Source organism: Streptomyces sp. NPDC006372 (assembly GCF_040612515.1).
Classification (GTDB): Bacteria; Actinomycetota; Actinomycetes; order Streptomycetales; family Streptomycetaceae; genus Streptomyces.
The window spans coordinates 44,754-69,412 of record NZ_JBEXQJ010000026.1; the positions used below are offsets into that span (position 1 = coordinate 44,754).

Here is a 24,659-nt window from a genome sequence, read left to right on the forward strand (position 1 = left end):
GTGATATGCGCACAGTGACAACGAAAGCGAGTCCGAAGGCCGGAGCCGGGGCCTCCACCACTACCGGCCCCACCCGCGCCACCGGGCGGGACTGGGCGGGTCTCACCGTGGTCCTGCTCGCGATGTTCATGAGCCAGATCGACATGTTCATCGTGAACGTCGCGGCTCCGGGCATCCAGGCGGACCTGAACGCCGGGTTCGGCCAACTCCAGTTCGTGATCGACGGTTACGTGATCGCCTACGCAGCGGGCATGGTAACCGGCGGGCGGCTCGGCGACCGGATCGGCCGCAGGCGCACCTTCCAGTACGGGGTGGCCACCTTCACCCTGACCTCCCTGCTGTGCGCGCTCGCGCCCAGCCCGGCGACGCTGATCGCGGCCCGGGTGCTGCAGGGCCTGTCGGCCGCGGTGATGACCCCGCAGGTGCTCTCCCTCATCCGGGCCGTCTTCGTGCACGAACGCGACCGGGCCCGGGCCGTCGGCGCCTACGGTGCCTCCATCGGTGCGGGGGTCATCGCCGGTCTCGTCGGCGGCGGTCTGCTGCTCGACCTCGACGTGGCCGGTCTCGGGTGGCGCATGATCTTCCTGATCAACGTGCCGATCGGCGCGGCGATCCTGTGCGCGGCCGTGCCCGCCGTCACGGAGAGCCGCAGCGCGGACGTGCCGCGCCTGGACCTCCTCGGTGTCGTCTTCACGGCCGTGCTGCTGCCGCTGGTGCTCATCCCGCTGATCCTCGGCGGTGAGCACGGCTGGCCGTGGTGGACGTACGGCTGTTTCGCCCTGAGCGCGGCCGGCACCTGGGCCTTCCTGCGCTGGGAGCGGCGGACGGAGTCCCGGGGCAACGACCCGCTGCTGCCGAGCCGGCTGCTGCGGGCCAAGGGCTTCCCGCTCAGCATGGGCACGGTGCTGCTGTTCTTCTCCGGCAACGCCGGGCTGTTCCTGGTGCTCACCTACCACCTCCAGTCGGGCCTCCGGCTGACACCGCTGGCGGCGAGCATGGTCTTCGTGCCGCTCGGCCTCGGGTTCATCGCCGCCTCGGCGGCCTGCCGCGGGCTCGCCGCGCGGTTCGGCATCGGGGTGTCGGTGGCGGGCGGCCTGGTCATGGCGGCCGGGCTGGTCGCGGTGCCCGCGGTCACCGGGCTGACCGGCACGAGCCAGGCGATCGGGCTCGCGGCGGTGATGGGCGTCTCCGGATTCGGGCAGGGTCTGGTCGTCGCCCCCCTGGTGGACACCGTCCTGTCCCGGGTGCACCCGGACGACGCGGGCGCCGGATCGGGTGTGCTCAACACCGTCACCCAGGCGGGCATGGCGTTCGGCGTGGCGATCATCGGGGCCTTGTACCGCGCGTTCCTGGGGACCAATCCCCAGGAGCCCGGTCCGGGCACCGGCATGTCCGAGTTCGCCGACGCCTTCGACCTCACCGCGTACGTCCTCGCGGCCCTCGCCGTGGGCACCGCACTGCTCGCCCTCCGCCTGGGCCGCGCCCCCGCGACCCCGGACCCCGCGACGGGTGCGCCCGCCCCGGGCACCGAAGAGCGGCCCGAGCCCGCCGACGTCGGCACGGCCCGATAACCGCCGCGCACACCGGGAGTCCCCTGCCTCTGCCCCTCGGCCTGATCCTGCCGAGGGGCAGAGCCTCGCGTCCTTGCGGGTGACGACTCGATGGCCCGCCCCAGCACGGGCGGGCTGCGCACCGGCCATGACCGTGTGTCAGGCGTCGCCGTAGGTCTCCCCGCCCGGCTCGAAGGCGGCCGTTCCTGCCGTCGCGTCGGCGAGCCACGTCCGGAACGCGGGCACGTCGGTGTCCGGGAGGGCGATCTCGAGGGTGACCGCCTCCCCGTAGCGCACATCCCGCACCTCTCGGCCGGTGGTGCGCAGGTCGTTCTCGAGCTTGCCGGCCCGCTGGTGGTCGACGGTGACCGTGGCGAGCCGGAACCTGCGGCGCGTGCGGGTACCGAGGGTGTCCAGCGCCTCGCCGACCGCTCCGCCGTATGCCCGGATGAGTCCGCCGGCCCCGAGTTTGACCCCGCCGAAGTAGCGGGTGACGACGGCGACGACGTACCGCATGTCGCGGCGCAGCAGCATCTGGAGCATGGGGACGCCGGCGGTGCCGCCGGGTTCGCCGTCGTCGCTCGCCTTCTGGACGGAGGCGTCGGCACCGATGACGTAGGCCCAGCAGTTGTGGTTGGCGTCCGCGTGTTCCTTGCGGACCGCGGCGATGAAGTCCTGCGCCTCCCGCTCGGTCGCCGCCGGGGCGAGGGTGCACAGGAAGCGGGAGCGGTTGACCTCGGTCTCGTGCACGCCCGCGCCGGCGACCGTGCGGTATTCGTCCTGCATCCGGCCAGCCTAATCCGGTGGTCGAGGGGGTCCGCCCCCGCGTCGCCCCCCGGTCAGCCGGCTCCGACGAGACCTCCGCTACGCCTGGGCCACGACCTCACCGGCGGTGACCTGGGGCGGATTGGGCAGCAGCTCGGCGAGACGGTCCCGTACGAATCCCCCTGCCCGCTGGGTCGACTCCTCGGCGCCGGCCCGGTCCTGGAAGACGCTGGTCGACACCATCACCCCGCCACCGGCGTCGACCCAGTAGTAGGCCACGAAGCCCGGGACCTGCTGGAGGAGCGGCACGAACCCCTCGTTCACCCGGCGTCCCGCCTCAGCCGGGTCGGTCACCCCTTCGTACCGCCGAATCACTGCGTGCATGGCTCGCTCCTCATGGATCGCAAGGCCGGTCCTGAAGGCCTCGTTGAAGGCCGTTCTTCGCAGACGGCGTACCCGCCACGGCACCCGCGCCCAGCGCGAGCCCGGCGCAAATCACCGGAAAGGCCCCCACCCGTGAGCTGAACCGGGCTACATCTTCGCGCCCCGGGCCACGGTCACGGACGTGAGCAGCGCACTGCCCGGGACGAGGTCGCGCCAGGTCGGGCCGTGCCAGGACAGGACGGCGATCGCCGAGGTGGGGAACTTCGTGCGGACCCGTTCCAGGGTGTCGTCGAGACCGTCACCGGCGAGTGCCAGGACCAGCTCCTCCACTCCGGGGTTGTGGCCGATCAGCAGCAAGGTCTCCACCTCGGCGGACACCTCGTGCACGACGGCCAGCAGACCGGCGGGGTTCGCGGCGTACAGGCGCCGGTCGTACCGGACCGGCGGCGGTGTGCCCCACTGGGCGGCGGCCAGGTCCCAGGTCCGGCGGGCGCGTTCGGCGGTGGAGCACAGGGCGAGGTCCGGCAGGCAGTCGGCCTCGGCCAGGGCCCGCCCGGCGGCGGGGGCGTCCCGGCGGCCACGCGGGGCCAGTGGGCGCTCGTGGTCGGCGACGTCCACGGGCCAGGCGGACTTGGCGTGCCGCAGCACGGCCAGGCGGCGCAGCGGGCGCGCCGCGGTGCGGTCGATCACGACGGGGCTCCCAGGTCGCGGGTGAGGTCGAGGCCGAGGAGCCGGTCGGCGTAGGCGAACGTCTCGAAACGCGCGCCGTCCGGCAGGTCCGGCTCGGTCTCCACCCGGCGCAGCACGTCCAGCACGCGCGGGACGTCCAGGTCGTCCTCCCAGGCGTCCCGCAGCCGCCCGCGCACCTCGTCGGGGACGGGTCGCGAGGGCTGCCGCGCCCAGCGGGCGACCGCACCGCGCCAGCGGGCGAGGGTGCCGCGGGCCTCGTCGAGGACGGCCTCCTCCAGCCGGACGGGTGTGTCGTGGTGACGGGTGAGCAGGGCGAGGCGCAGGACCGCGGGGTCGGTGCCGTCCGATGTGCCCGGGTTCTCGGGGTGAGCCGGGGCGACGTCGATCCGCACCCCGTCGGTCGTCGCGTCGCCCTCGCCGGCCACATGGATCACCTGGGCCTCGCCCAGCCCGGCGCTCACGTCGGGACTGTCCTCGAACGGCCGGATGCCGAGCGCCGTGGCGCCCGCTCGCAGCTCCGCCTGTCGCCGGCCGCCGGTCAGCAGGGCCCACACGGGTGTGCCGCCGAGTTCCAGGGTCCGGACGAGCACGTCCGCGACGAGCAGCACCCGCAGGTTCGTCGTGTCGAAGCCGGACGCGTGCACCTCGACACGGGTCAGGCCCCGGCGGGCGGGGGCGGCGTCGACGGGCTCGCCGGTACGGGCGTCGGTGATGCGCAGCACGAGGCGAGCGTAGGCGGGTGGGCGCGCACATGCAGGCATGTCCGGCACTTTCCGGCCACCGTGGCGAGATTCTCCGCACCGATGACACGCCCTCCACTCATGTCAGTGTGCCCAGGAAGCGTACGTGGGGCCGGTGTTCGGGGCCTTCACGGCTGACGGCGGCCCGGACGCCGTACACCTCGGCGAGGAGCTCCTCCGTGAGGACGTCACCGGGGGCGCCGGACGCCACGACCCGGCCCGCGCTCAGGACGACGACCCGGTCGCAGTACATCGCCGCGAGGTTGAGGTCGTGCAGGGCGACGACGGTGGTGACCGGCAGGCCGGTGACCAGCGCGAGCAGGTCGAGCTGGTGGTGGATGTCGAGGTGGTTGGTGGGCTCGTCGAGGAGGAGTTCGCACGGCTCCTGGGCGAGCGCGCGGGCGATCTGGACCCGCTGGCGTTCACCGCCCGAGAGGGTGTGCCAGGGCTGGCCGGCCCGGTCGGCGAGGCCGGTGCGCTCCAGGGCGGCGCGCACCGCCCGCTCGTCGTCCGCCGTGCCGGGCGTCCAGGCGCGGCGGTGCGGCACCCGGCCCAGCCGGACCACGTCCACGACCGTCAACTCGACCTGCGTGTCGACCTGTTGCTCGACCACCGCGAGGCGGCGGGCGACGGTACGGCGGGGCAGCTCGCCCAGCGGGGTGCCGTCGAGGGTGACGACCCCGGCGGTCGGCGTGAGCAGCCCGGCCAGCAGCCGCAGCAGCGTGGACTTGCCGGAGCCGTTCGGGCCGAGGACGCCGACGGTGGAGCCGGTGTCCGGAGCGAGGACGACGCCGTCGAGGATGAGGCGCCCGTCGGCGCGACGGCTGACCCGGTCGGCCCGGAGCCCGGTCGTCGAGGAGGCCCGCTGGACCGTGTCGCTCATCGCACCCTCCGCGTCCGGTAGAGCACCGCCACGAACGCCGGCACCCCGATCAGCGACGTCACGACTCCCACCGGTACCTCCTGCGGATCGAGGGCCGTGCGGGCCAGGGTGTCCACCCACACCAGGAACACCGCGCCGGCGAGGGCGGTGACCGGGAGCAGCCGCGCGTGGCCGGGGCCGGCCAGGGCGCGGGCGGCGTGCGGCAGGACCAGTCCGACGAAGCCGATCGCCCCCGCCGAGCTGACCAGCGCGGCCGTGAGCAGGGCCGTGACGCACAGCAGGACCAGCCGGGTGCGGGCCACGGACACCCCGAGGGCGGCCGCCGCGTCCTGCCCGAAGGCGAAGGCGTCGAGGGTACGGGCGTAGGACAGGCACACCACCAGCGTCACGGCCAGCACGGCCAGGCACAGCCACACGTCGGTCCAGCCCGCGCCGCTGAGCGATCCGAGCAGCCAGAACAGCACCCCGCGGGTCGTCTCGGCGTCGGCGGAGGTCAGCACGACGAAGGAGGTGAGCGCGGAGAAGAGCTGCATGGCGGCGACACCCGCCAGGACGACCCGGTCGGTGGTGCCGCCCAGGGAGTGGCTGAGCAGCAGCACCAGCGCGAAGGAGACCAGGGCGCCGAGGAACGCGCCCGCGGACAGCGAGACGGCACCGCCGCCCACGCCCAGGACGACGACCAGGACCGCGCCGGTGGAGGCGCCCGAGGACACGCCGAGCACGAACGGGTCGGCCAGCGGGTTGCGCAGCAGCGACTGCATCACCGCCCCGCACACGGCCAGCCCCGCGCCGCACACGGCCGCGAGCAGGGTGCGCGGCAGCCGCAGTTGCCAGACGATGCCGTCCCGGATCGGTGTCAGGTCGGAGCCGCCGAGCCCCAGGTGGGCGGCGACCACGGACCACACGTCGGCGACCCGGATGTCGGCCGGGCCGACGGTGATCGCCAGGGCCAGGGAGACGGCCAGCAGGAAGATCCCGCCGGCGCCGAGGGACAGTGCGCGAACGGTCACTTCACGAGCCCGAACTCACGCAGTCCGGCGGAGACCTGTTCCACGCCCTCGACCGTGCGGATGGCCGGGTTCATGGCCTGCCCGCTGAGCAGCACGTACCGCTTGTGCCGGACCGCGTCCATGTTCCTGGTGACGGGGTTGGACTCCAGGAAGGCGATCTTCTTCGCGGCCGACTCCGCGGTCTGCGACTTGCGCGTGAGGTCGCCGATGACGAGGACGTCCGGATCGCGGTCGGCGACCGTCTCCCAGTTGATCTGCGGCCACTCCTCGTGCGTGTCGTCGAAGACGTTCTTCGCACCGAGGGCACGGGTGATGATGCCGGGGGCTCCGCAGCAGCCCGCCATGTAGGGCGACTCGGAGTTGGCGAACCAGTACAGGAGGGTGACGCCGGAGGCGTCGACGCCCTGGGTGGCCTTCCGCATCCGCCGCTGGAGGGAGGCCACGAGTTCGTCGCCGCGTTCTCTCACCCCGAACACGGTCGCCAGGTCCCGTACTTCGCGGTAGATCGTGTCGATGCCCAGCGCCTTGCCGCGCGCGCCGTCGCCGCCGGCCGAGTTGTCCTTCCCGGCGCAGTCGGACGGGGAGACGTAGGTGGGCACGCCGAGCTTCTCGAACTGCTCACGGGTGGCGACGCCGCCCTTGCCGAGGGTGGAGACGAAGGACGCGGCGACGAAGTCGGGATCGGCGTCCAGCACCCGTTCGAACGACGGGTTGTCGTCGGCGATGCGCGGCACCTTCGCGTTCGCCTTCGCCAGGCCCTTCATCACCGGGTCGGTCCAGGTGGCCGTGCCCGCCATGCGGTCGGCGAGGCCGAGGGAGAGCATGATCTCGGTGGTGCCCTGGTTGAGGGAGACGGCATGCTCGGGCGCGGCCGGGACGCGGACCTCGTGGCCGCAGTTGCCGAGGGTGACGGCGGCCTTCTCGGTGGTCGGCTTCGCGTCGCCGCAGCCGGTCAGGAGGAGGGAGCCCGCCGCGAGCAGGACGGCGGCACGGGCAGGTCGGGCGAGGGGCACGGAACCAGTCCTCAGTCGTCGAGGGCCCGATCGCGGAGCCCGGTCGTACGGTGCTCCCCCGCCGCGTGCGGCCGCGGGGGCCGCCAGCAGGTCTTCGGACTCGGGTTCACCCGGTGCGGAACGCCTTCCCGGACGACTCGCACGCCGTCCAGTGGCCGAGGCCCCGCCCGTCCCCCTCACCGCTGCGCGTCAGTTCCGGATTCGCACCGGATTCCCTGACCCACGTACATGGGTTCGACTGGCCTCGGCAAGCTATCACGGGGGTGCCGGGGAATCACCGGCACCCCTGGGTCGTTGTGCCGACAGAGCAGCTCATACGTGACGTTCTCAGGAGGCCGCCGATGTACGGCGACGAGGCAACGGTCCGCAGGATCCTCACCGATCTCGGCGACACCTGGGCCGTGGTGGGCCTGTCCTCGAACCAGGCACGCGCGGCGTACGGCGTCGCCGCCGTGCTCCAGCGGTTCGGCAAGCGGGTCGTGCCCGTGCACCCCAAGGCGGAGACGGTGCACGGCGAGCGGGGGTACGCGAGTCTCGCGGACATCCCCTTCGACGTGGACGTCGTGGACGTGTTCGTGAACAGCGACCTCGCCGGTGCGGTCGCGGACGAGGCGGTCGCCAAGGGCGCGCGGGCGGTGTGGTTCCAGCTCGGTGTCGTCGACGCGGAGGCGTACGACCGGACCCGCGCGGCGGGCCTGGAGATGGTGATGGACCGCTGCCCGGCGATCGAGATCCCGCGACTCGGGTGACCGTGGCCGTCCCCGGGGCGCCGGCCCACCGCCCCGGGTGGCGTGCGGGGCGTGCCTCCATAATGAGCGCATGATCCACGCCTCCCCACCTCCGAACTCCGGTGCCCCGCAATGTTTCCCCGTCGTTGTCGTGGGTGCGGGGCCCGCCGGTCTGACCGTCGGCAACATCCTGCGGGCCGCTTCGGTGGACTGCCTGGTGCTGGAGACCGAGACCCGGGAGTTCGTCGAACAGCGGCCCCGGGCCGGTGTCATCGAGGAGTGGGCCGTGCGCGGCCTGGAGAAGCGGGGCCTGGCCCGGAACCTGCTGGACCGCGCGGAGCTGCACACCGCGTGCGAGTTCCGGTTCGAGAACGAGCGGTTCCGGTTTCCCTTCGGCGAGTTGACGGGCAGTCATCACTTCGTCTACCCGCAGCCGTTGCTGGTGACCGACCTGGTGCGTGAGTACGCCGACGTGCGGGACGGGCAGGTCCGGTTCGGGGTCCGGGACGTGCGCGTGCACGACATCGACAGCGACCGGCCCTCGGTGTCGTACACCTGCCCGGAGTCGGGTGAACGGCAGGTCGTGCACTGCGACTTCGTGGCGGGCTGCGACGGGGCCCGTGGGGTGACCCGGGCCTCGCTGCCGCCGGAGCGGATCCGTGTCGCACGGCACGACTACGGGATCGGCTGGCTGGCCCTGCTCGCCGAGGCACCGCCGTCCGCCGACTGCGTGCTGTTCGGCTGCCACGCCAACGGGTTCGCCGGGCAGATGCCGCGCAGCCCGGAGGTGACCCGCTACTACCTTCAGTGCCCGCCGGGCGACGACCCGGAGAACTGGCCGCACGAGCGCGTCTGGGCCGAGCTCCAGGAGCGACTCGGAGCGACCGGTGTGCCGCCGCTGGCGGAGGGCCGGCTGATCGAGAAGCGCGTGCTGGACATGCACGACTACGTGGTCGAGCCGATGGTGCACGGCCGGCTGTACCTGGCCGGTGACGCGGCCCATCTGGTCGCGCCCATCGCCGCCAAGGGGATGAACCTGGCCCTGCACGACGCCTTCCTGCTCGGCGACGCCCTGGTGGCCCGCCTCACGGGCGGGGACGACAGCGGCCTCGGCGGCTATGCGCAGGCGTGCCTGCGCCGGGTGTGGGACTACCAGGAGTTCTCGCAGTGGCTGTCCGAGGTGTTCCACGGTGCGGCGTCGGGCGACCCGTTCCGCGCGGGCACGTCGCTCGCCCGGCTGCGCCGTCTGTTCTCATCGCCGGTGGCGGCCGCCGCCTTCGCCGAGAAGTACCTCGGGACGGCCGCGCGGTACTGACTCGGCCGCACCGTACCGGCTCAGTCGTGGACGGGCCGGTCGGTGAGCCGGTGGTCGGCCACGTTCAGGGCCTCGTCCACGAGCCGGCGCAGATGGCCGTCGCGGAGTGAGTAGATCACCCGGCGGCCCTCCTTCCGCGTGTTCACCAGACCCGCGAGGCGCAGGCGCGCCAGGTGCTGGCTGACGGCCGGCCGCGCCGCGCCGCACACCTCCGTGAGTGTCGTGACATCGGCCTCCGCCCTGGTCAGAGCATGCAGCAGGGTGAGGCGGGTGCGGTCGCCGAGCAGGGCGAGGAGTTCGGCGGCGAGCGCGAACTGCTCCTCGCCCGGGGTGCGCGGATGCGCATCGTCCGCAGGTGACAGGTGCATGCGTGCGCTCATACGCACATAATGGCGCCATGGGCGTGAGCACGTCCACTCCGGCACCGGAAGGGGATCCACGTGAGCGACCGGCACGACCACCCGCACGGAGACGGACACGGACACGGGCACGGGCATCACGGGTACGGGCGCGAGGGCCATGGCCACGAGCACGCGGGCCACGGACACGGGCCCGGCGACCACGGGTACGACCACGGCGGTCACCGGCACGGGGGACACGAGCACGGCCACTCCCCCACCGGTCTCCGCCGCCGTCTCTCCCACCGCCTCTCCCACCTCCTCACCCCGCACTCCCACGAGACGGCCGACAAGGTGGATCCCGCGCTGGAGTCCTCGGCCCGCGGCATGCGGGCGCTCTGGGTCTCGCTCGCGGTGCTCGGCGTGACGGCGCTCGCGCAGGCGGTCGTGGTGGTCGTCTCCGGCTCAGTGGCGCTGCTCGGGGACACCGTGCACAACGCCGCGGACGCGCTGACCGCCGTACCCCTCGGGATCGCCTTCGTGCTGGGCCGGCGTGCGGCCACGCGCCGCTTCACCTACGGCTACGGGCGGGCCGAGGACCTGGCGGGGCTGGTGATCGTGCTGACGATCGCCGCGTCCGCGGCCTTCGCGGGCTGGACGGCGGTCGACCGCCTCCTCGACCCACGACCAGTCGACCATGTCCCGGCGGTCGCCGTGGCCGCCCTCGTCGGGTTCGCGGGCAACGAGTGGGTGGCCCGCTACCGCATCCGCGTCGGCCGGGCGATCGGCTCGGCCGCGCTGGTCGCCGACGGACTGCACGCCCGCACGGACGGATTCACCTCACTGGCCGTGTTGCTGGGCGCCGGGGGTTCGGCCCTCGGCTGGCAACTGGCGGACCCGATCGTCGGGTTGGTGATCACGGCGGCGATCGCGCTGGTGCTGCGGGACGCGGCGCGGGAGGTGTTCCGGCGGGTGATGGACGCGGTCGACCCGGCCCTGGTGGACCGGGCGGAGCGGGCGCTGGCCGAGGTCACGGGCGTACGCGGCGTGGGGGAGCTGCGGCTGCGCTGGATCGGTCACCGGCTGCGGGCCGAGGTGGCGGTCGTGGTGGACGGCGACGTGACGGTGCGCGAGGCCCACCGCATCGCCGTCGACGCCGAGCACGCCCTGCTGCACGCCGTGCCGCGCCTGACCGCGGCGCTGGTCCACGCCGACCCGGAACCGGCCCCGGGCGAGGCCGACCCGCATCTGCCGCTGGCCCACCACGCGGTGGCGTAGGCCGGGAGCGGTGCGGGTCAGGCGAGCCCGAGCCCTTGCAGTACCACCGCGCCCGGCAGCTCCGCGAACGCCTTGCCGGGGACCAGCAGCTTGCCGCGCCGACGGCCGCTGCCGACCAGGACGTACGGCAGGTCGACGACGGCCGCGTCCACCAGCACGGGCCAGTCGCCGGGCAGCCCGAGCGGAGTGATGCCGCCGTACTCCATGCCGGTCTCCTCCGTCGCCGTGTTCATCGCGGCGAACGAGGCCTTCCGGGCGCCGAGTTGGCGGCGCACGGCTCCGTTCACGTCGACCCGGGTCGTGGACAGGACCACGCACGCCGCCCGTGTGCTCTCGCCGCCCCGCTTGCCCGCGACGACCACGCAGTTCGCCGACCGCTCCAGCAGGTCACGGCCGTAGTGCTCCACGAACACGGCGGTGTCTGCCCACTCCGGGTCGGTGTCGACGTAGAGGATCTGTCCCGCGGGGACGCTGCCCCGCCAGTGGCGTACCGCGTCGGCGACCGGGCCGGTGAGCTCGTCGAGGCAGGCGGGAGCCGGGCGGGCGTCGTCGAAGTGCCCGATGGGTGCGCGCATGCCAGCACGCTAACAACACCGACCGCCCCGGGCCTGGCGTCTCAGGACACGGGCGGCACCGAGACGGCCATCATCATCTCCATCGGCACGCCCCCGGCGTTGCCGTACGTGTGCGGGATGTTGGCCTCGAACGAGACGCTGGCGCCCGCGGGCACGCGGTGCTCCACGCCGTCGACGGTGAGCGTCAGCTCCCCGGCCGTGACATGGAGGAGTTCGACGGTGCCGGAGGGGTGCGGGTCCGACGGGCTGCTCTCGCCGGGCATGAGGCGCCAGTCCCACATCTCCAGCGGTCCGGGCGCCTCGGTGCCCGCGAGCAGCCGGTTGTAGCTGCCGGACTCCGTGTGCCAGAGCCGTACGGCCTGCTCGGCGGGGACGATGCGGACCTTCGGGCCCTGCTCGTAGTCGAGGAGCGTGGTGATGCTGACGCCGAGCGCGTCGCCGATCTTGACGACGGTGCCGAGGCTGGGGTTGGTGCGGGCCTGCTCGATCTGGATGAGCATGCCGCGGCTGACACCTGCCCGGGCGGCGAGCACGTCCAGGGTGAAGCCGCGCACCGCGCGCCAGTGCTTGACACTGCGCGCCAGGGACTGGGTCAGCAGGTCGAGGTCCGACACATTCCGTCCAATATTCTGTATGACACAGTGCAACGGACTGCACTATGGTGTGGTTGACCTGATCGTTCACTGAACTGTACTGCGAGGCTTCCGAACGATGACAGCACTCTTCGCTCTGGCCACCAGCCTGCTGTGGGGTCTGGCCGACTTCGGCGGCGGACTGCTGGCCCGGCGCACCCCCGCGCTCACCGTGGTCGTGGTGTCGCAGTCGATCGCGGTGACCGTGCTCGGTGCGGTCGTGGTGGCGACCGGCGGCTGGAGCGAGGCGGGGCCGCAGCTGTGGTTCGCGGTCGCCGCGGGCCTCGTCGGGCCGGTGGCGATGCTCGCCTTCTACAAGGCGCTCGCACTGGGCCCGATGGGTGTGGTCTCGCCGCTGGGTTCGGTCGGCGTGGCCGTGCCGGTGGGGGTCGGTCTGGTGCTGGGCGAGCGGCCCGGCGTCCTGCAGTTCGCCGGCATCCTGGTCGCCGTCGCGGGCGTCTGCCTCGCCGGCGGCCCCCAGTTCCGCGGCGCCCCCGTGCAGCGCCAGGCCATCGCCCTGACCCTTCTCGCGGCGTTCGGCTTCGGCGCGGTGATGGCCCTGATCGCCGAGGCGTCCTCCACCCTGACGGGCCTGTTCCTCGCTCTGTTCGTGCAGCGGGTGACGAACGTCGCCGCCGGCGGAACGGCGCTGTACGTGTCGGTGCGGCGCGGGGCGCCCGCCCTCCCGGCGGACGGCTTCCCGTGGCGCTCCCTCCCGGCGCTCGCCTTCGTCGGCCTCGCGGACGTCGCGGCGAACGGCACGTACTCGATCGCCGCGCAGCACGGCCCCGTCACCGTCGCCGCCGTGCTCGCCTCGCTCTACCCGGTGGTGACGGCGGTGGCCGCGCGGGGCGTCCTGCGCGAGCGGCTGCGGGCGGTGCAGGCCGCGGGCGCGGGCCTGGCGCTGGTGGGGACGGTCCTGCTGGCATCGGGCTGAACCCGGCGGTTCAGGATCCCGGCTCAAGCTCCGCGAGCCCGGCCGCCGCGTCCTCGTCCAGCTCGGCCAGTCGCGCCGCGGTCTCCTCGTCCAGGTCCGACAGGGCGCGCAACTGGTCGGGCGTGACGCCCTCGGGTATCGGCACCGGCGGCGGGGTGCGCAGCGGCGGCTGCCAGCCGTCGGCGGGTGTCCAGCGCCGTACGACGCGGGCCGGCGCCCCCGCCACCACGGCGTGGTCGGGCACCGCGCCCCGGACGACCGCCCCGGCGGCCACCACCACGTTCCGCCCGATGCGGGCCCCGGGCAGGATGACCGCGCCGGTGCCGATCCAGCAGCCGGGCCCGATCTCCACCGGCTCCATCCGCGGCCACTGCTTGCCGATCGGCTCGTGCGGATCGTCGTAGGAGTGGTTCGTCGACGTCACGTAGACATACGGACCGAAGTAGCAGTCGCTGCCGATGGTGACCGTGGTGTCGGCGATGACGTGGCTGCCACGGCCCAGGACGACACCGTCCCCGATGCGCAGGATCGGGTCCGGGCCGAGGTCGAGGTCGGGCATCAGGCCCGCGGTGAGGGTGACCTGCTCGCCGATGATGCAGTGCGCGCCGAGATGGATCCAGGGTTCGCCGAAGACCGTGCCGAGCGGGAAGGCGAGTCTGGTACCTGTTCCCATCGCGCCGAATCGGTAGCGCCCGGGATGCTCGGCGGAGACGGAGCCCGTGCGCTGCACCCAGGCCCAGCCCGCGTGGACGACGCGCTGCGCGAGGCCGCGCCGCCAGGATGAGAACGTGTTCTTGCGCTTCGGCACGGGGTCACGGTACTCACCGGTAGCTCACCCCGCGGCGTCGGAGGCCTGTGATCTTCGCCCCACCGGGTGTCGTACGGTTTGCGCGTTGTCTACGACGTTTCTGGAGGCGGGCATGGGACAGCGGGCGATGATCACAGGTATCGGGGGCCGGGAGCCGGAGATCGACGAGACGGCGTTCGTGGCGCCGACGGCGTCGGTGATCGGGGGCGTGACGCTGGGTGCCGGGGCGAGCGTCTGGTACGGGGCCGTGCTGCGGGGCGACGTCGAGGCGATCTCGGTCGGTGCGAGCAGCAATGTCCAGGACAACTGCACGTTGCATGCCGACCCGGGGTTCCCTGTGACGGTGGGTGAGCGGGTGTCCATCGGGCACAACGCGGTGGTGCACGGTGCGACCGTCGAGGACGACTGTCTGGTCGGGATGGGGGCGACCGTGCTGAACGGTGCGGTGATCGGGGCGGGGTCGCTGGTCGCCGCGCAGGCGCTGGTGCCGCAGGGGATGGTGGTACCGGCCGGGTCGCTGGTCGCCGGGGTGCCGGCCAAGGTCAAGCGGCCGTTGACGGAGGAGGAGCGGCAGGGGATTTCCCTCAACGGCACGATGTACGCCGAGTTGGCGAAGGCGCATCGCGAGGTGCATGCGTAGGTCGCGTGCGAGCACGGGAGCGTGGGGGCTGGTCGCGCAGTTCCCCGCGCCCCTAAGGAACCTGGGCCTCCGTCACTTCCACCCTCTGGCCCGCCTTCTTCGCCTTGCGCTTGATCACCAGCATGGACGTCAGGCCCACCAGGACCGCCGCCACCAGGCCCAGCCACGAGAAGCGCTTCAGCCAGGACTCGGCGACGATGCCCACGTAGTAGATGACCGCGGTCGTGCCGCCGGCCCAGACGATGCCGCCGAGGACGTTGGCGATGAGGAACTTCCAGTAGGGCATGCGCAGCACGCCCGCGAGGGGGCCGGCGAAGATGCGCAGGAGGGCGACGAAGCGGCCGAAGAAGACGGCCCACATGCCCCACTTCTCGAAGGAGCGCTCGGCGGTGGCGATGTGCCCCTCGCTGAAGTGCTTGGGGAACTTGTTCCCCAGCCAGGCCAGCAGGGGGCGGCCGCCCTTGCGGCCGATGGCGTAGCCGATCGAGTCGCCGATGATCGCGCCGGCCGTGGCGCTGGCGCCGAGGACGACGGGGTCGATCTCGCCGTGCTGGGAGGCGAGCAGCGCGGAGGAGACCAGGATGATCTCGCCGGGCAGCGGGATGCCCAGGCTTTCCAGGCCGATGACCAGCCCCACCAGCGCGTAGACGGCGACCGCGGGTACCGTTTCGAGCCATTCCTGGACGTGCAACGCCGATTCCTTTCCCCGAGCCTCCCTGCGTGCCCGGGAAGCCTACCCGGTTACAGGACGCCTTCCGGGGCTCAGGCGTTCCACGTCCACTCGGCGACCTCGGGCAGGTCGGTGCCGTGCTCGCGGATCCAGGCGTGGTGGCGGGTGCGGGCGTCGGCCATCCGCTGGCGTACGGCCGTGGCGCGCACCGCCAGCCCCGGGACGCGGTCGATGACGTCCATGACGAGGCGGTAGCGGTCGAGGTCGTTGCGGACCACCATGTCGAAGGGCGTGGTCGTGGTGCCGGACTCCTTGTAGCCGCGCACATGCAGGTTCTGGTGGCCGGCGCGGCGGTAGGCGAGGCGGTGGATGAGCCACGGGTAGCCGTGGTAGGCGAAGATCACCGGCTTGTCGGTGGTGAAGAGGCCGTCGTACTCGAAGTCGTTCATGCCGTGCGGGTGCTCCTCCTCGGGCAGCAGCCGGGCGAGGTCGACGACGTTCACCACGCGGACCGCCAGTTCGGGCAGGTGCCGGCGCAGCAGGTGCGCGGCGGCCAGGACCTCCTGCGTGGGGACGTCACCGGCGCAGGCCAGCACCACGTCGGGCTCGCGCAGGCCGTCCTCGGTGCCGGCCCAGTCCCAGATGCCGGCGCCGCGGGCGCAGTGCACGCGGGCCTCGTCCATCGACAGCCAGTCGAAGCACGGCTGTTTCCCGGCGACGATCACGTTGACGTAGTCGCGGCTGCGCAGGGCATGGTCCGCGACGGACAGCAGGGTGTTGGCGTCCGGCGGGAGGTAGACGCGGACGACCTCGGGGCTCTTGTTGAGGATGTGGTCGACGAAGCCGGGATCCTGGTGGGAGAAGCCGTTGTGGTCCTGCCGCCACACGTGGGAGGTGAGCAGGTAGTTGAGGGAGGCGATGGGGGCGCGCCACGGCAGGCGCCGGGAGGTGCGCAGCCACTTGATGTGCTGGTTGACCATCGAGTCGACGATGTGCACGAACGCCTCGTAGCAGGAGAACAGCCCGTGCCGCCCGGTGAGCAGGTAGCCCTCCAGCCAGCCCTGGCAGAGGTGTTCGGAGAGGACCTCCATCACCCGGCCGTGCCGGTCCAGGTGTTCGTCCTCGGGCAGCGTGCCGGCCTGCCAGGTCTTGCCGCTGGCGTCGAAGACGGCCTGGAGCCGGTTGGAGGCCGTCTCGTCCGGGCCGACCAGGCGGAAGTCGCGGCGGGGCGCGGTGTCCCGCATGACCCGGGCGAGGAGGTCGCCCAGGACCCGGGTGGGTTCGTGCATCGTGGTGCCCGGCTTGTCGACCGGGACGGCGAAGTCGTCCAGGGGAGGGACCGGCAGGTCGCGGACGAGCAGTCCGCCGTTGGCGTAGGGCGTGGCGCCGAGCCGCCTGGTGCCCTCGGGAACGCAGGAGAGAACGTCGGCGACCGGTCGGCCCTCGGCGTCGAACAGCTCCTCGGGCCGGTAGGAGCGCAGCCAGGCCTCCAGCTGCCGCAGGTGTTCCGGGTTGTCGCGGACGCCGGCCAGCGGCACCTGGTGGGAGCGCCAGGTCCCCTCGACCGGCTCACCGTCCACCTCGGCCGGGCCGGTCCAGCCCTTGGGGGTGCGCAGCACGATCACCGGCCAGTGCGGGCGCTCGGTCACGTCCTCCTCTCGGGCCGCGTGCTGCGCCTCGGCGATGCGGTCGAGGGCGGTGTCCATCGCCTGGGCCATCGCGCGGTGGACGGTGGCCGGGTCGTCGCCGCTGACGTGGATCGGCTCGTGGCCGTAGCCGCGCAGGAGCGCGTCCAGCTCCGCCTCGGGCAGGCGGGACAGCACGGTCGGGTTGGCGATCTTGTACCCGTTGAGGTGGAGGATCGGCAGGACGGCGCCGTCGTGGACGGGGTCCAGGAACTTGTTGGCGTGCCAGGAGCCGGCCAGCGGGCCGGTCTCGGCCTCGCCGTCGCCGATCACGCAGGCGACCAGCAGGCCGGGGTGGTCCAGGGCGGCGCCGTAGGCGTGGGCGAGGGAGTAGCCGAGTTCGCCGCCCTCGTGGATCGAGCCGGGCACCTCCGGGGCGACATGGCTGGGCACGCCGCCGGGGAAGGAGAACTGCCGCATCAGCAGCTCCATGCCCTGCGCGTCCCGCGTCACGTCGGGGTACTTCTCGCCGTAGCTGCCCTCCAGCCAGGAGTTGGCCAGTACCGACGGTCCGCCGTGGCCCGGGCCCCAGATGCACAGGGCGTCCAGGTCACGGGCCTTGATCACCCGGTTGAGGTGGGTGTGCACGAGGTTGAGGCCGGGGGAGGTGCCCCAGTGCCCCAGCAGCCGCGGTTTGATGTGTTCGGGTCGCAGCGGCTCGGTGAGCAGGGGGTTCGCCAGCAGGTAGATCTGACCGGCCGCCAGGTAGTTGGCGGCCCGCCAGTGGGCGTCCAGGGTGCGCAGTTCCTCGTCGGTCGGTGCGGTGCTGCTGTCCTGGCGCGGGGCCTCGGGCATGAGTGACTCCCTGGGTTCTGCGACGGCCTCAGGAGGAGTACCAGTTTGTTCCGGTTCGATGCCAGGCGCCTCTCGGCCATGCGCCGTCGGAGATCCGGTACAGCCGTCTCAGCCCCGGTTGGCCCATCAAAAGGGCGGGCCCGGAGGGTCCGGTCTACGGGAGCGCAGCAGGGTGGAGCCTCGCCGCGGTAGTGGTCGCGGCCATGGCTACCTCGGCGGCCGCGGGCCCCGGTGCAGCGATGCCGGACGAGCCCGTGTCGCCGGGAACGGCCCCCGGTTCGGCCTCATCGCAGCAGTCCACCCGGGCGAACCGCGTCTCGTACCGCTGCTGGGGCAGCTCCCCGGAGCTGGTCCGCGGGGGGCCGGCCCGAGGGCCGGGCGGGGTGCCCTTCCGCGGCTGCTTCCGGTCCCGGCGGCTCTCCCCAGGGGCGTCCTGGGCCCGCTTCTCCCGGAGCTCCCCCGCACTGCCCTGGGATCCGGCCGGTTCCAGCGCCCAGCGTTGGGCCTGCGAGCCGTCGCGGTCGGTGACGATCACGTCGTGCCCCTTCCCGGGCGCCACGGCGAGTCCCCGGCCATCGCGGGGCAGGAGTTCGCCGCGCACGGTCAGGTCGTAGCGCACGACCCCTGCGTGCACCAGACAGCCCGCCGTCACGACCGAGCCCTCGGCCGGGTCGGAGTCGAGGCAGAGGGTGGGGTCGGCGGCGCTGCGCAGCATGCCGTCGTCCCGGTAGGACCACTGCGGGGACCCGGCGGAGCAGGATGTCAGCACGGCGTCGGCCCGGTCCCGACCGCCCCGGACGTCGAGGCACAGGCCGGCCTCCAGGTTGCGCAGCCGCCCCCGGCCCACCTCGGCCGGGCCGTCCGCGGATGCGGCCGAGGAGGTCCCCAGGGGGTCCGGGTCGACCGAATGGCCGCTGACCGCTCCCCATGTGGCCCGGGGGCCGGCGGTGCCGCTCTCCTCGGTCCAGCCCCGGGCGGCGAACAGGGTCGCGAGCAGCACGAGGGAGGTCAGACCGACGGCGGCGACCAGTGCCCTGGTGTGTTTCCTCGGCGCCCCGGGCCGGCCGCCCGCCGGGAGCACACGGGCGGGGAGACGGTGGCGGCCGTGGCTCGGCGGCGCGGCAAGGGCGCTCCGGCCCTCGTCGCGGCCCGGCCGTGACGCGAGGTAGCGGCGGGCGCCCCAGCCCAGCACCGTCTCGACGAGCAGATCCTCGAGTCCGCCCTCGAAATGGCTGAGTTGTTCGGCGGCGTGACGGCAGTACCGGCAGGCCATCAGGTGCCGTTGCACGTCCGGCAGCAGGGCTCCGCCGCGGCGCATCGGAACGTCGAGCAGGCGGTTGTAGTAGCGGCATTCCTGGCTCGGCGCGAGTTCCCGGTGCGCCCGCACAGTCCCCGCCCGGAATTGCTCGCGCGCCTGCGCCAGCGCCGCCGACGCGGTGCCCGGGTCGACGCCCAGCAGACCGGCCGGTACGGAAAGGGGCTCGGCCTCCACCTCCGTGTGCCAGAGCAGGCATTGGGAAGCCCCGGGAAGGGCCCGGAATGCGCGCTCGGCGAGGCGTCGCCTTTCGGGTGTCGCGGACCGTGCGGCGCGCAGACCGCGGCCCCCGACGGGTTTACGGAGTTCCGGCAGCACCTCGGAAATGCCGTCATCGGCGGCCCACTCCCCGACCGTGTCCCGCACGGCCGCGAGCAGTCGTGGGCGCAGGGCGCCGCCGCCCGGTCCGCCGAGTTCCCTGCGAAACGCGGCGGCGGCCGCCATCGACGCCGAATCGTCCGCGGAAGCGAGACAGATCACGGCGTACTCGTGGACCGCTCGCCAGTGCCGCGCCAGCAACAGCGCGACCGCGCGCGGGCCTTCGGCGGGCTCGCCGGCCCGGGCGAGGAGATTGCGGTCGGAATCCGCGGGCCGGGCCCCGGGGCGGGGAGCGTAGGGAGGGCGTGGGGGGTAGGGGGATTGCACGGAACCATTTCCTTCCAGCCGCAGGACGGCATGCGAATTGCGCGTCCGTCGGAAAGCAGGTGGGTGATTGGTGCATACCTGTGCCGCGTCAGCCGCGGACTTGACTGTGAGGCGGCTCACTTTCGCACATACGACTCACAGGTAACAAGGAGTTCGCATGACCCACGTTCAAAACGCGGGAAATTCAGATATGTTACCGGCGGTATCCGCACCGGCATTCGACAACACCGCTGCCGAGAGGCTCGACTTGTGTACGGGCAAAGGCGGTTGGTCCACGAAATCTTCAACTCCACAGCCTTCTCCCATGCGGCTCTCGGCGTGCTCTCATCTCCGCGCGCCAGCCTGGGCCGCATGAACGCCCCCCACCCTTCCGAACCGGCCGCTCCCGCCCGAACCGTCCGCAAGGCGGTCGTCCCGGCGGCCGGCCTCGGCACCCGCTTCCTGCCCGCCACGAAGGCGACGCCCAAGGAGATGCTGCCGGTCGTCGACAAGCCCGCCATCCAGTACGTCGTCGAGGAGGCGGCAGCGGCGGGACTCGACGACGTCCTGATGGTCACCGGCCGGCACAAGCGGGCCATCGAGGACCACTTCGACCACGCCTTCGAGCTGGAACAGGCGCTGGCGGCCAAGGGCGACACCGTACGACTGGACGCGGTGCGCGACCCGGCGCGGCTGGCGAGCATCCACCACATCCGGCAGGGCGACCCGCTGGGCCTCGGCCATGCCGTCCTGTGCGCCCGTCGGCACATCGGCGACCAGCCCTTCGCGGTCCTCCTCGGCGACGACCTCATCGACCCGCGCGAGACGCTGCTGAGCCGGATGCTCGACGTCCGCGACCGGCGGCTCGGCAGTGTGGTCGCCCTGATGGAGGTCCCACCGGAACAGATCCACCGCTACGGCTGCGCCGCCGTCGAGCCGACCGGTGACGAGGACGTCGTCCGCGTCACCGGCCTGGTCGAGAAGCCGGCCCCACAGCACGCCCCGAGCCGCTACGCCGTCATCGGGCGCTACGTCCTCGACCCGGCCGTCTTCGGCGTCCTGGAGCGCACCGCACCGGGCCGGGGCGGCGAGATCCAGCTGACCGACGCCCTCCAGGAACTGGCCGCGGGCGGCACCGTGCACGGGGTCGTCTTCAAGGGCCTGCGCCACGACACCGGCGACAAGGCCGACTACCTGCGCACGGTGGTGCGGCTGGCCTGCGACCGGCCCGACCTCGGGCCGGAGTTCGTGTCATGGCTCAGGGACTTCGTCGCGGAACTGGAGGACACTCACGCCGCACACCGACGCGTCGCCGCCTGAGACGGGACGAGGCCCCGGCCCGGGTTCCCCACCCCGGCCGGGGCCCCGAACACCGCAGCCCGGTCAGCCGTTGGGGCGCAGTGTCCACACCACGGTCATCTCGCCGGTCACGGCACCGTCCGCCCGCTGGATGGCAATCGTCACCGGGAACTCGGGACGCCCACCGGCGTCCAGTTCCGCGACGACCTCGCCGGCCGGGCGGCCCAGCGTGGCGGTGGCGGTCACGGGCCCCATCGCCAGCTTCCTGTAGGCGATCTCGGCACTGACGGCGAGCGGCACGGCCCGCGAGAGCTGGTCCCCGAACGCGGCCAGCACGATCGCCCCGCTCGCGGACTCCCCGAGCGTGAACATCGCACCGGCGTGCGGACCGCCCACGTGGTTGTGGTACTCGCTCTGGTCCGGCAGGGACAGCACGGCCCGCTCCGGCGTGGTCTCGAGGAACTCGAGGTTCAGGGTCCGGGCCATGGGCACCGTGGCGGCGAGCATCTCGCCGATGGACATCTGGTCTGCGCTCATGGCCGCATGTTACTCACGAGTAGAGACGACTGGCCAGGGCGGTGTGACGACCGCCGCACCGGTTGCCACCGCAACCGTCCGCGCCGTCCTGTTCCCGGGTTGCTACGTCTCCGTGCACAGGCGGTGACCGGATCCGATCGGAGCGCGGCTAGGGTTGCTGCCCATGTGGCCAGGACAGCAGCCGCCCGGGGGCGAGCAGAACCCGCAAGCGAACAACCCGTACCAGCAGCCGGGGTACCAGCAGCCGAATCCGTATCAGCAGCCGGGCTATCAGCAGCCCAATCCCTATGGGCAGCAGCCCCAGTGGGGCTCGCCCGCGCCGGCCGGTGCGCCGCAGCCCCCGCAGGGTGGTGGCGGCAACCGGACGAAGCTGGTCGCGATCATCGCCGCCACGGCGGTGGTCGTGGCGGCCGGTGTCACCGGCTTCCTGGTGCTCGGCGGCGACGAGAGCGACACGGCGGACGGGAAGAACGACAAGAAGCCGGCCCCGACCGTCTCCAAGGAAACCCCCGAGGAGCCGAGCGCCTCCGCCTCGGAGGACAACCCGCGCGGCGGTGAGGCGGAGAAGGCGACCATCCCGGGCTGGAAGGTCGTCGTCAACACGCGCTTCGGCACCGAGTTCGACGTCCCCGCCGACTGGGAGATCGAGACACCCGGTACGAGTGTGGGCTTCGAGTGGGAGAAGAAGGACGGTGAGCTGGACCGCACCACCGTCACCGCCCCCGCCTACCTGAAGTCCAAGTGGTGCACGAGCGACCCCGACAAGGACGGCCGCGAGGAGGACACCGCCCTGGTCACCGCCGGCACCCGCGGTGAGGACGGCGCGAAGACCACGGACGAGGCGGCCGAGACCCGCGTACCGTGGTGGATCTTCGGCGGCTACACCCAGCCCGACAAGAAGAGCGTCAAGTACACCAAGCCCAAGCCGTACACCACCAAGTCGGGCATCAAGGGCAGTGTCGCCACGGCGCACTCGGAGAACACCCCCCAGAACGGCAAGTGCGACAGCGAAGGCAAGGCGATCACCTTCGCCTTCAAGAACGGCGCCGGGGACTTCGTCACCTGGAACCTGTTCGGCGCCAAGGGTGTCAAGGACGAGCTGTCCGAGGCGACCGTCCAGAAGATCCTGAGCACGGTGCGCCTCACCAAGGAGCCGCCCAACGGGGCGTGACGGGCAGGGGGCCGTCAGAATCCGTTTGGCAAGCCGGCCCCTCCCCGGCGATAGTCGGCCGGTGACGTCCCCCACCGCCTCCTCGCGATTCCCCCGCCGACCCGCCTGGGCGGGCCGCAACTACTCCCTGCTGACGGCGGCCGCGGTCGTCACCAACCTGGGCAGCCAGGGAGCCCTGGTCGCGGCGGCGTTCGCCGTCCTGGAGACGGGCGGTGACGGCGGGGACGTCGGTCTGGTCGCCATGGCGCGGACGCTCCCGCTGGTGCTGTTCCTGCTGATCGGCGGCGCCGTCGCGGACCGGCTGCCTCGGCACCACGTGATGGTCGCGGCCAACGCCCTGAACTGCCTCTCGCAGGCCGTCTTCGCCGCCCTGGTGCTGACCGGCGACCCCCGGCTGTGGCAGATGATGCTGCTCGCCGCCCTGGGCGGCACCGGGCAGGCCTTCTTCGGCCCGGCCGCCGAGGGCATGCTGATGTCCTCGGTCGAGGGCGAACAGGCGGGCCGGGCGTTCGCGGTGTTCCGGATGGCGATGCAGGGCGCGGCGCTGGGCGGTGCCGCGCTCGGCGGTGCCATGGTCGCCGTGATCGGTCCCGGCTGGGTGCTCGCGGCGGACGCGGCGGCCTTCGCCGTCGCCGGGTTGCTGCGGGCCTTGCTCGACGTCGGTCACATCCCGCCGCGCACGCCCGGCGGCGGGTTGCTCGCCGATCTGCGGGACGGCTGGCGGGAGTTCTCCGGGCGGCCCTGGCTGTGGGCCGTCGTCGTCCAGTTCTCCATCGCCAACGCGGTCGTCGCCGCCGCCGACGCCGTCTACGGCCCGCTCGTCGCCCGCGACCATCTCGGTGGCGCGGGCCCATGGGGTCTCGCCCTGGGGGTGTTCGGGGCCGGCACGGTCGCCGGAGCCGTACTCATGACCCGCTGGAAACCCCGCCGTCTGCTCTTCGCCGGCACCCTCTGCGTCTTCCCCCTGGCCCTGCCCTCGGCAGCGCTCGCCGTGCCGGTGCCCCTCGGTGTCCTGTACGTGGTGATGTTCGTCGCCGGCGCGACGGTGGAGGTGTTCGGCGTGTCCTGGATGACCGCCCTGCACCAGGAGATCCCCGAGGACAAGCTCTCCCGCGTCTCGGCGTACGACTGGTTCGGCTCCGTCGCGCTGGTGCCGCTCGCCACGGCGGCGGCCGGCCCCGCGGAGGAGACCTTCGGCCGCACGGCGGCCCTGTGGGGCTGCGCCGGTATGGTCGTCCTGGTCACGGCGGCCGCGCTGTGCGTACCGGACATACGCAACCTGCGGCGCAGGACCACGCACGTCACGCGCGGCGGGGCCACCGGGAGCGAGTCAGCCGATACCGAACGCCCCGTCGGGGGGCTCGGGTGACGGCACGGCGTCCTCGTCCCGCACCGCCCGCGCGCCACCGATGAACTCCCGCAGGGCGGTGCCGTGTTCGACCCGGGCGGGAAAGGCGTCGGCTGCGGTGAGCCGCGCCAGGGCGGCGACGTCGACGGGTCGGCGCCCGGCGACGAGCACGGCGTTCCCGAACCGGCGCCCCCGCAGCACCCCCGGCTCGGCGATCAGCGCGAGCTCCTCGAACACGGTGCCCAGAGTGGCGAGTTGCGACCGCAGAAAGGCGAACGGCGCGGAGTCGGGCAGGTTCGCGAGGTAGCACCCGCCGTCCCGCAGCACCCGCGCGGCCTCACGGACGTACTCGACGGACGTCAGATGCGCCGGCACCCGCGACCCGCCGAACACATCGGCCACGATGACGTCCGCCGAGTCCGAGGCACCGTTTTCCAGCCACCCCCGGGCATCCGCCGCATGCAGAGTGACACACGTTCCCTCCGGCAACGGCAGATGCTCGGCCACCAGCTCCAGCAGCCCCCGGTCGACCTCGACGACGTCCTGCCGGGACCCCGGCCGGGTCGCGGCCACGTACCGGGGCAGGGTCAGCGCGCCCCCACCCAGATGCAGCACGTCCAGCGCGGCCCCCGGCTCCCCCACCACGTCCAGCACATGCCCGAGCCGCCGCGCGTACTCGAACTCCAGATGCGTCGGATCGTCCAGATCGACGTAGGACTGCGGCGCCCCGTCGACGGTCAGCAACCAGGCACGCTCCCGATCGATGTCGGGCATCAGCTTGGCAAACCCGTGATCGACGGACCGGGCGACGGGTACGGGCTCGTTCACCCCTTCATTGTGCCTGGCCGACAACGCCCCCAAGGGGCGCGGGGCTGTGCTGGTCTGCGGCTCCGCCGCGCGGGCGCGACCAGCCACAACGACCCCGCAGT

General features: G+C 72.8%; 25 protein-coding genes and 1 riboswitch. Of the genes, 9 read left to right on the top strand and 16 right to left on the bottom strand.

Features of this window, described 5'->3' with window-relative positions; translation table 11 throughout:
* Window positions 1–5: 5 nt before the first annotated feature.
* A complete protein-coding gene (locus ABZ016_RS30355; protein ID WP_356919894.1) occupies window positions 6–1,571 on the top strand; it encodes an MFS transporter in 1,566 nt (521 codons plus the stop codon).
* A gap of 138 nt (window positions 1,572–1,709) precedes the next feature.
* Here the strand turns inward: ABZ016_RS30355 and ABZ016_RS30360 are convergent, their stop codons facing one another.
* The 7 genes from ABZ016_RS30360 to ABZ016_RS30390 form a co-directional block, all read right to left on the bottom strand.
* A complete protein-coding gene (locus ABZ016_RS30360) occupies window positions 1,710–2,336 on the bottom strand; it encodes a YigZ family protein (protein ID WP_356919895.1) in 627 nt (208 codons plus the stop codon).
* Between the two features lie 78 nt (window positions 2,337–2,414).
* Complete coding sequence (locus ABZ016_RS30365; protein ID WP_356919896.1) at window positions 2,415–2,699, bottom strand: hypothetical protein; 285 nt, start codon at window positions 2,697–2,699, stop codon at window positions 2,415–2,417.
* 147 nt (window positions 2,700–2,846) lie between these two features.
* A complete protein-coding gene (locus tag ABZ016_RS30370) occupies window positions 2,847–3,389 on the bottom strand; it encodes a histidine phosphatase family protein (RefSeq protein ID WP_356919897.1) in 543 nt (180 codons plus the stop codon).
* Window positions 3,386–4,150 (bottom strand): hypothetical protein, encoded by a 765-nt coding sequence (locus ABZ016_RS30375; RefSeq protein WP_356919898.1) that lies wholly within the window; start codon window positions 4,148–4,150, stop codon window positions 3,386–3,388. Before ABZ016_RS30375 ends, ABZ016_RS30370 begins: the two co-directional genes overlap by 4 nt.
* A 58-nt stretch (window positions 4,151–4,208) precedes the next feature.
* Window positions 4,209–5,012: an ABC transporter ATP-binding protein gene (locus tag ABZ016_RS30380; RefSeq protein WP_356919899.1), complete on the bottom strand. Its 804-nt coding sequence runs from the start codon at window positions 5,010–5,012 to the stop codon at window positions 4,209–4,211.
* A complete protein-coding gene (locus ABZ016_RS30385; protein ID WP_356919900.1) occupies window positions 5,009–6,022 on the bottom strand; it encodes an iron chelate uptake ABC transporter family permease subunit in 1,014 nt (337 codons plus the stop codon). The genes ABZ016_RS30380 and ABZ016_RS30385 overlap by 4 nt, the downstream gene beginning before the upstream one ends.
* Entirely contained in the window at window positions 6,019–7,035 is a 1,017-nt protein-coding gene (locus ABZ016_RS30390; protein WP_356919901.1) for an ABC transporter substrate-binding protein, read from the bottom strand. The genes ABZ016_RS30385 and ABZ016_RS30390 overlap by 4 nt, the downstream gene beginning before the upstream one ends.
* A 67-nt stretch (window positions 7,036–7,102) precedes the next feature.
* Window positions 7,103–7,293, bottom strand: a riboswitch (cobalamin riboswitch).
* An 83-nt stretch (window positions 7,294–7,376) separates the two neighbouring features.
* On the opposite strand from ABZ016_RS30390, the gene ABZ016_RS30395 reads away from it, so the two are divergent.
* A complete protein-coding gene (locus ABZ016_RS30395; protein WP_356919902.1) occupies window positions 7,377–7,784 on the top strand; it encodes a CoA-binding protein in 408 nt (135 codons plus the stop codon).
* A 70-nt stretch (window positions 7,785–7,854) separates the two neighbouring features.
* Entirely contained in the window at window positions 7,855–9,078 is a 1,224-nt protein-coding gene (locus ABZ016_RS30400) for a 4-hydroxybenzoate 3-monooxygenase (protein WP_356919903.1), read from the top strand.
* 20 nt (window positions 9,079–9,098) lie between these two features.
* On the opposite strand, the gene ABZ016_RS30405 is transcribed toward ABZ016_RS30400, so the two are convergent.
* The gene (locus tag ABZ016_RS30405) at window positions 9,099–9,458 is read right to left on the bottom strand and encodes a metalloregulator ArsR/SmtB family transcription factor (protein ID WP_356919904.1); all 360 of its coding nucleotides are present in this window, start codon (window positions 9,456–9,458) and stop codon (window positions 9,099–9,101) included.
* A gap of 60 nt (window positions 9,459–9,518) precedes the next feature.
* Here ABZ016_RS30405 and ABZ016_RS30410 point away from each other — a divergent pair, with 60 nt between their 5' ends.
* Window positions 9,519–10,694: a cation diffusion facilitator family transporter gene (locus ABZ016_RS30410; protein WP_356919905.1), complete on the top strand. Its 1,176-nt coding sequence runs from the start codon at window positions 9,519–9,521 to the stop codon at window positions 10,692–10,694.
* 17 nt (window positions 10,695–10,711) lie between these two features.
* On the opposite strand, the gene ABZ016_RS30415 is transcribed toward ABZ016_RS30410, so the two are convergent.
* Together ABZ016_RS30415 and ABZ016_RS30420 are read right to left on the bottom strand one after the other, a co-directional pair.
* The gene (locus ABZ016_RS30415) at window positions 10,712–11,269 is read right to left on the bottom strand and encodes a YbaK/EbsC family protein (protein ID WP_356919906.1); all 558 of its coding nucleotides are present in this window, start codon (window positions 11,267–11,269) and stop codon (window positions 10,712–10,714) included.
* 41 nt (window positions 11,270–11,310) lie between these two features.
* Entirely contained in the window at window positions 11,311–11,883 is a 573-nt protein-coding gene (locus tag ABZ016_RS30420) for an XRE family transcriptional regulator (protein WP_356919907.1), read from the bottom strand.
* A 97-nt stretch (window positions 11,884–11,980) separates the two neighbouring features.
* Here ABZ016_RS30420 and ABZ016_RS30425 point away from each other — a divergent pair, with 97 nt between their 5' ends.
* Window positions 11,981–12,838, top strand: a complete 858-nt coding sequence (locus tag ABZ016_RS30425) for a DMT family transporter (RefSeq protein WP_356919908.1) — start codon at window positions 11,981–11,983, stop codon at window positions 12,836–12,838.
* Between the two features lie 10 nt (window positions 12,839–12,848).
* Here ABZ016_RS30425 and ABZ016_RS30430 read toward each other — a convergent pair whose 3' ends face one another.
* Window positions 12,849–13,646 carry an acyltransferase gene (locus ABZ016_RS30430; RefSeq protein ID WP_356919909.1) on the bottom strand — a complete coding sequence of 266 codons (798 nt, stop codon included), beginning with the start codon at window positions 13,644–13,646 and terminating at the stop codon, window positions 12,849–12,851.
* Between the two features lie 112 nt (window positions 13,647–13,758).
* On the opposite strand from ABZ016_RS30430, the gene ABZ016_RS30435 reads away from it, so the two are divergent.
* A complete protein-coding gene (locus tag ABZ016_RS30435) occupies window positions 13,759–14,286 on the top strand; it encodes a gamma carbonic anhydrase family protein (RefSeq protein ID WP_356919972.1) in 528 nt (175 codons plus the stop codon).
* A 52-nt stretch (window positions 14,287–14,338) separates the two neighbouring features.
* Here the strand turns inward: ABZ016_RS30435 and ABZ016_RS30440 are convergent, their stop codons facing one another.
* The 3 genes from ABZ016_RS30440 to ABZ016_RS30450 form a co-directional block, all read right to left on the bottom strand.
* Complete coding sequence (locus ABZ016_RS30440) at window positions 14,339–14,977, bottom strand: DedA family protein (protein WP_356919910.1); 639 nt, start codon at window positions 14,975–14,977, stop codon at window positions 14,339–14,341.
* 71 nt (window positions 14,978–15,048) lie between these two features.
* The gene (locus ABZ016_RS30445) at window positions 15,049–17,436 is read right to left on the bottom strand and encodes a phosphoketolase family protein (protein ID WP_356919911.1); all 2,388 of its coding nucleotides are present in this window, start codon (window positions 17,434–17,436) and stop codon (window positions 15,049–15,051) included.
* A 154-nt stretch (window positions 17,437–17,590) separates the two neighbouring features.
* Window positions 17,591–19,396, bottom strand: a complete 1,806-nt coding sequence (locus ABZ016_RS30450) for an RICIN domain-containing protein (RefSeq protein WP_356919912.1) — start codon at window positions 19,394–19,396, stop codon at window positions 17,591–17,593.
* 351 nt (window positions 19,397–19,747) lie between these two features.
* Between ABZ016_RS30450 and galU the strand changes: the two genes are divergently transcribed.
* Window positions 19,748–20,695 carry a UTP--glucose-1-phosphate uridylyltransferase GalU gene (gene galU / locus ABZ016_RS30455; protein WP_356919913.1) on the top strand — a complete coding sequence of 316 codons (948 nt, stop codon included), beginning with the start codon at window positions 19,748–19,750 and terminating at the stop codon, window positions 20,693–20,695.
* Window positions 20,696–20,758: 63 nt separating this feature from the next.
* Here galU and ABZ016_RS30460 read toward each other — a convergent pair whose 3' ends face one another.
* Window positions 20,759–21,196 (bottom strand): DUF4442 domain-containing protein, encoded by a 438-nt coding sequence (locus tag ABZ016_RS30460; RefSeq protein WP_356919973.1) that lies wholly within the window; start codon window positions 21,194–21,196, stop codon window positions 20,759–20,761.
* Window positions 21,197–21,374: 178 nt separating this feature from the next.
* Between ABZ016_RS30460 and ABZ016_RS30465 the strand changes: the two genes are divergently transcribed.
* Window positions 21,375–22,382 carry a hypothetical protein gene (locus ABZ016_RS30465; RefSeq protein ID WP_356919914.1) on the top strand — a complete coding sequence of 336 codons (1,008 nt, stop codon included), beginning with the start codon at window positions 21,375–21,377 and terminating at the stop codon, window positions 22,380–22,382.
* A gap of 61 nt (window positions 22,383–22,443) precedes the next feature.
* Entirely contained in the window at window positions 22,444–23,751 is a 1,308-nt protein-coding gene (locus ABZ016_RS30470) for an MFS transporter (protein WP_356919915.1), read from the top strand.
* Here ABZ016_RS30470 and ABZ016_RS30475 read toward each other — a convergent pair.
* Complete coding sequence (locus ABZ016_RS30475) at window positions 23,713–24,558, bottom strand: fused MFS/spermidine synthase (RefSeq protein ID WP_356919916.1); 846 nt, start codon at window positions 24,556–24,558, stop codon at window positions 23,713–23,715. The genes ABZ016_RS30470 and ABZ016_RS30475 overlap by 39 nt on opposite strands.
* Window positions 24,559–24,659 lie beyond the last annotated feature (101 nt).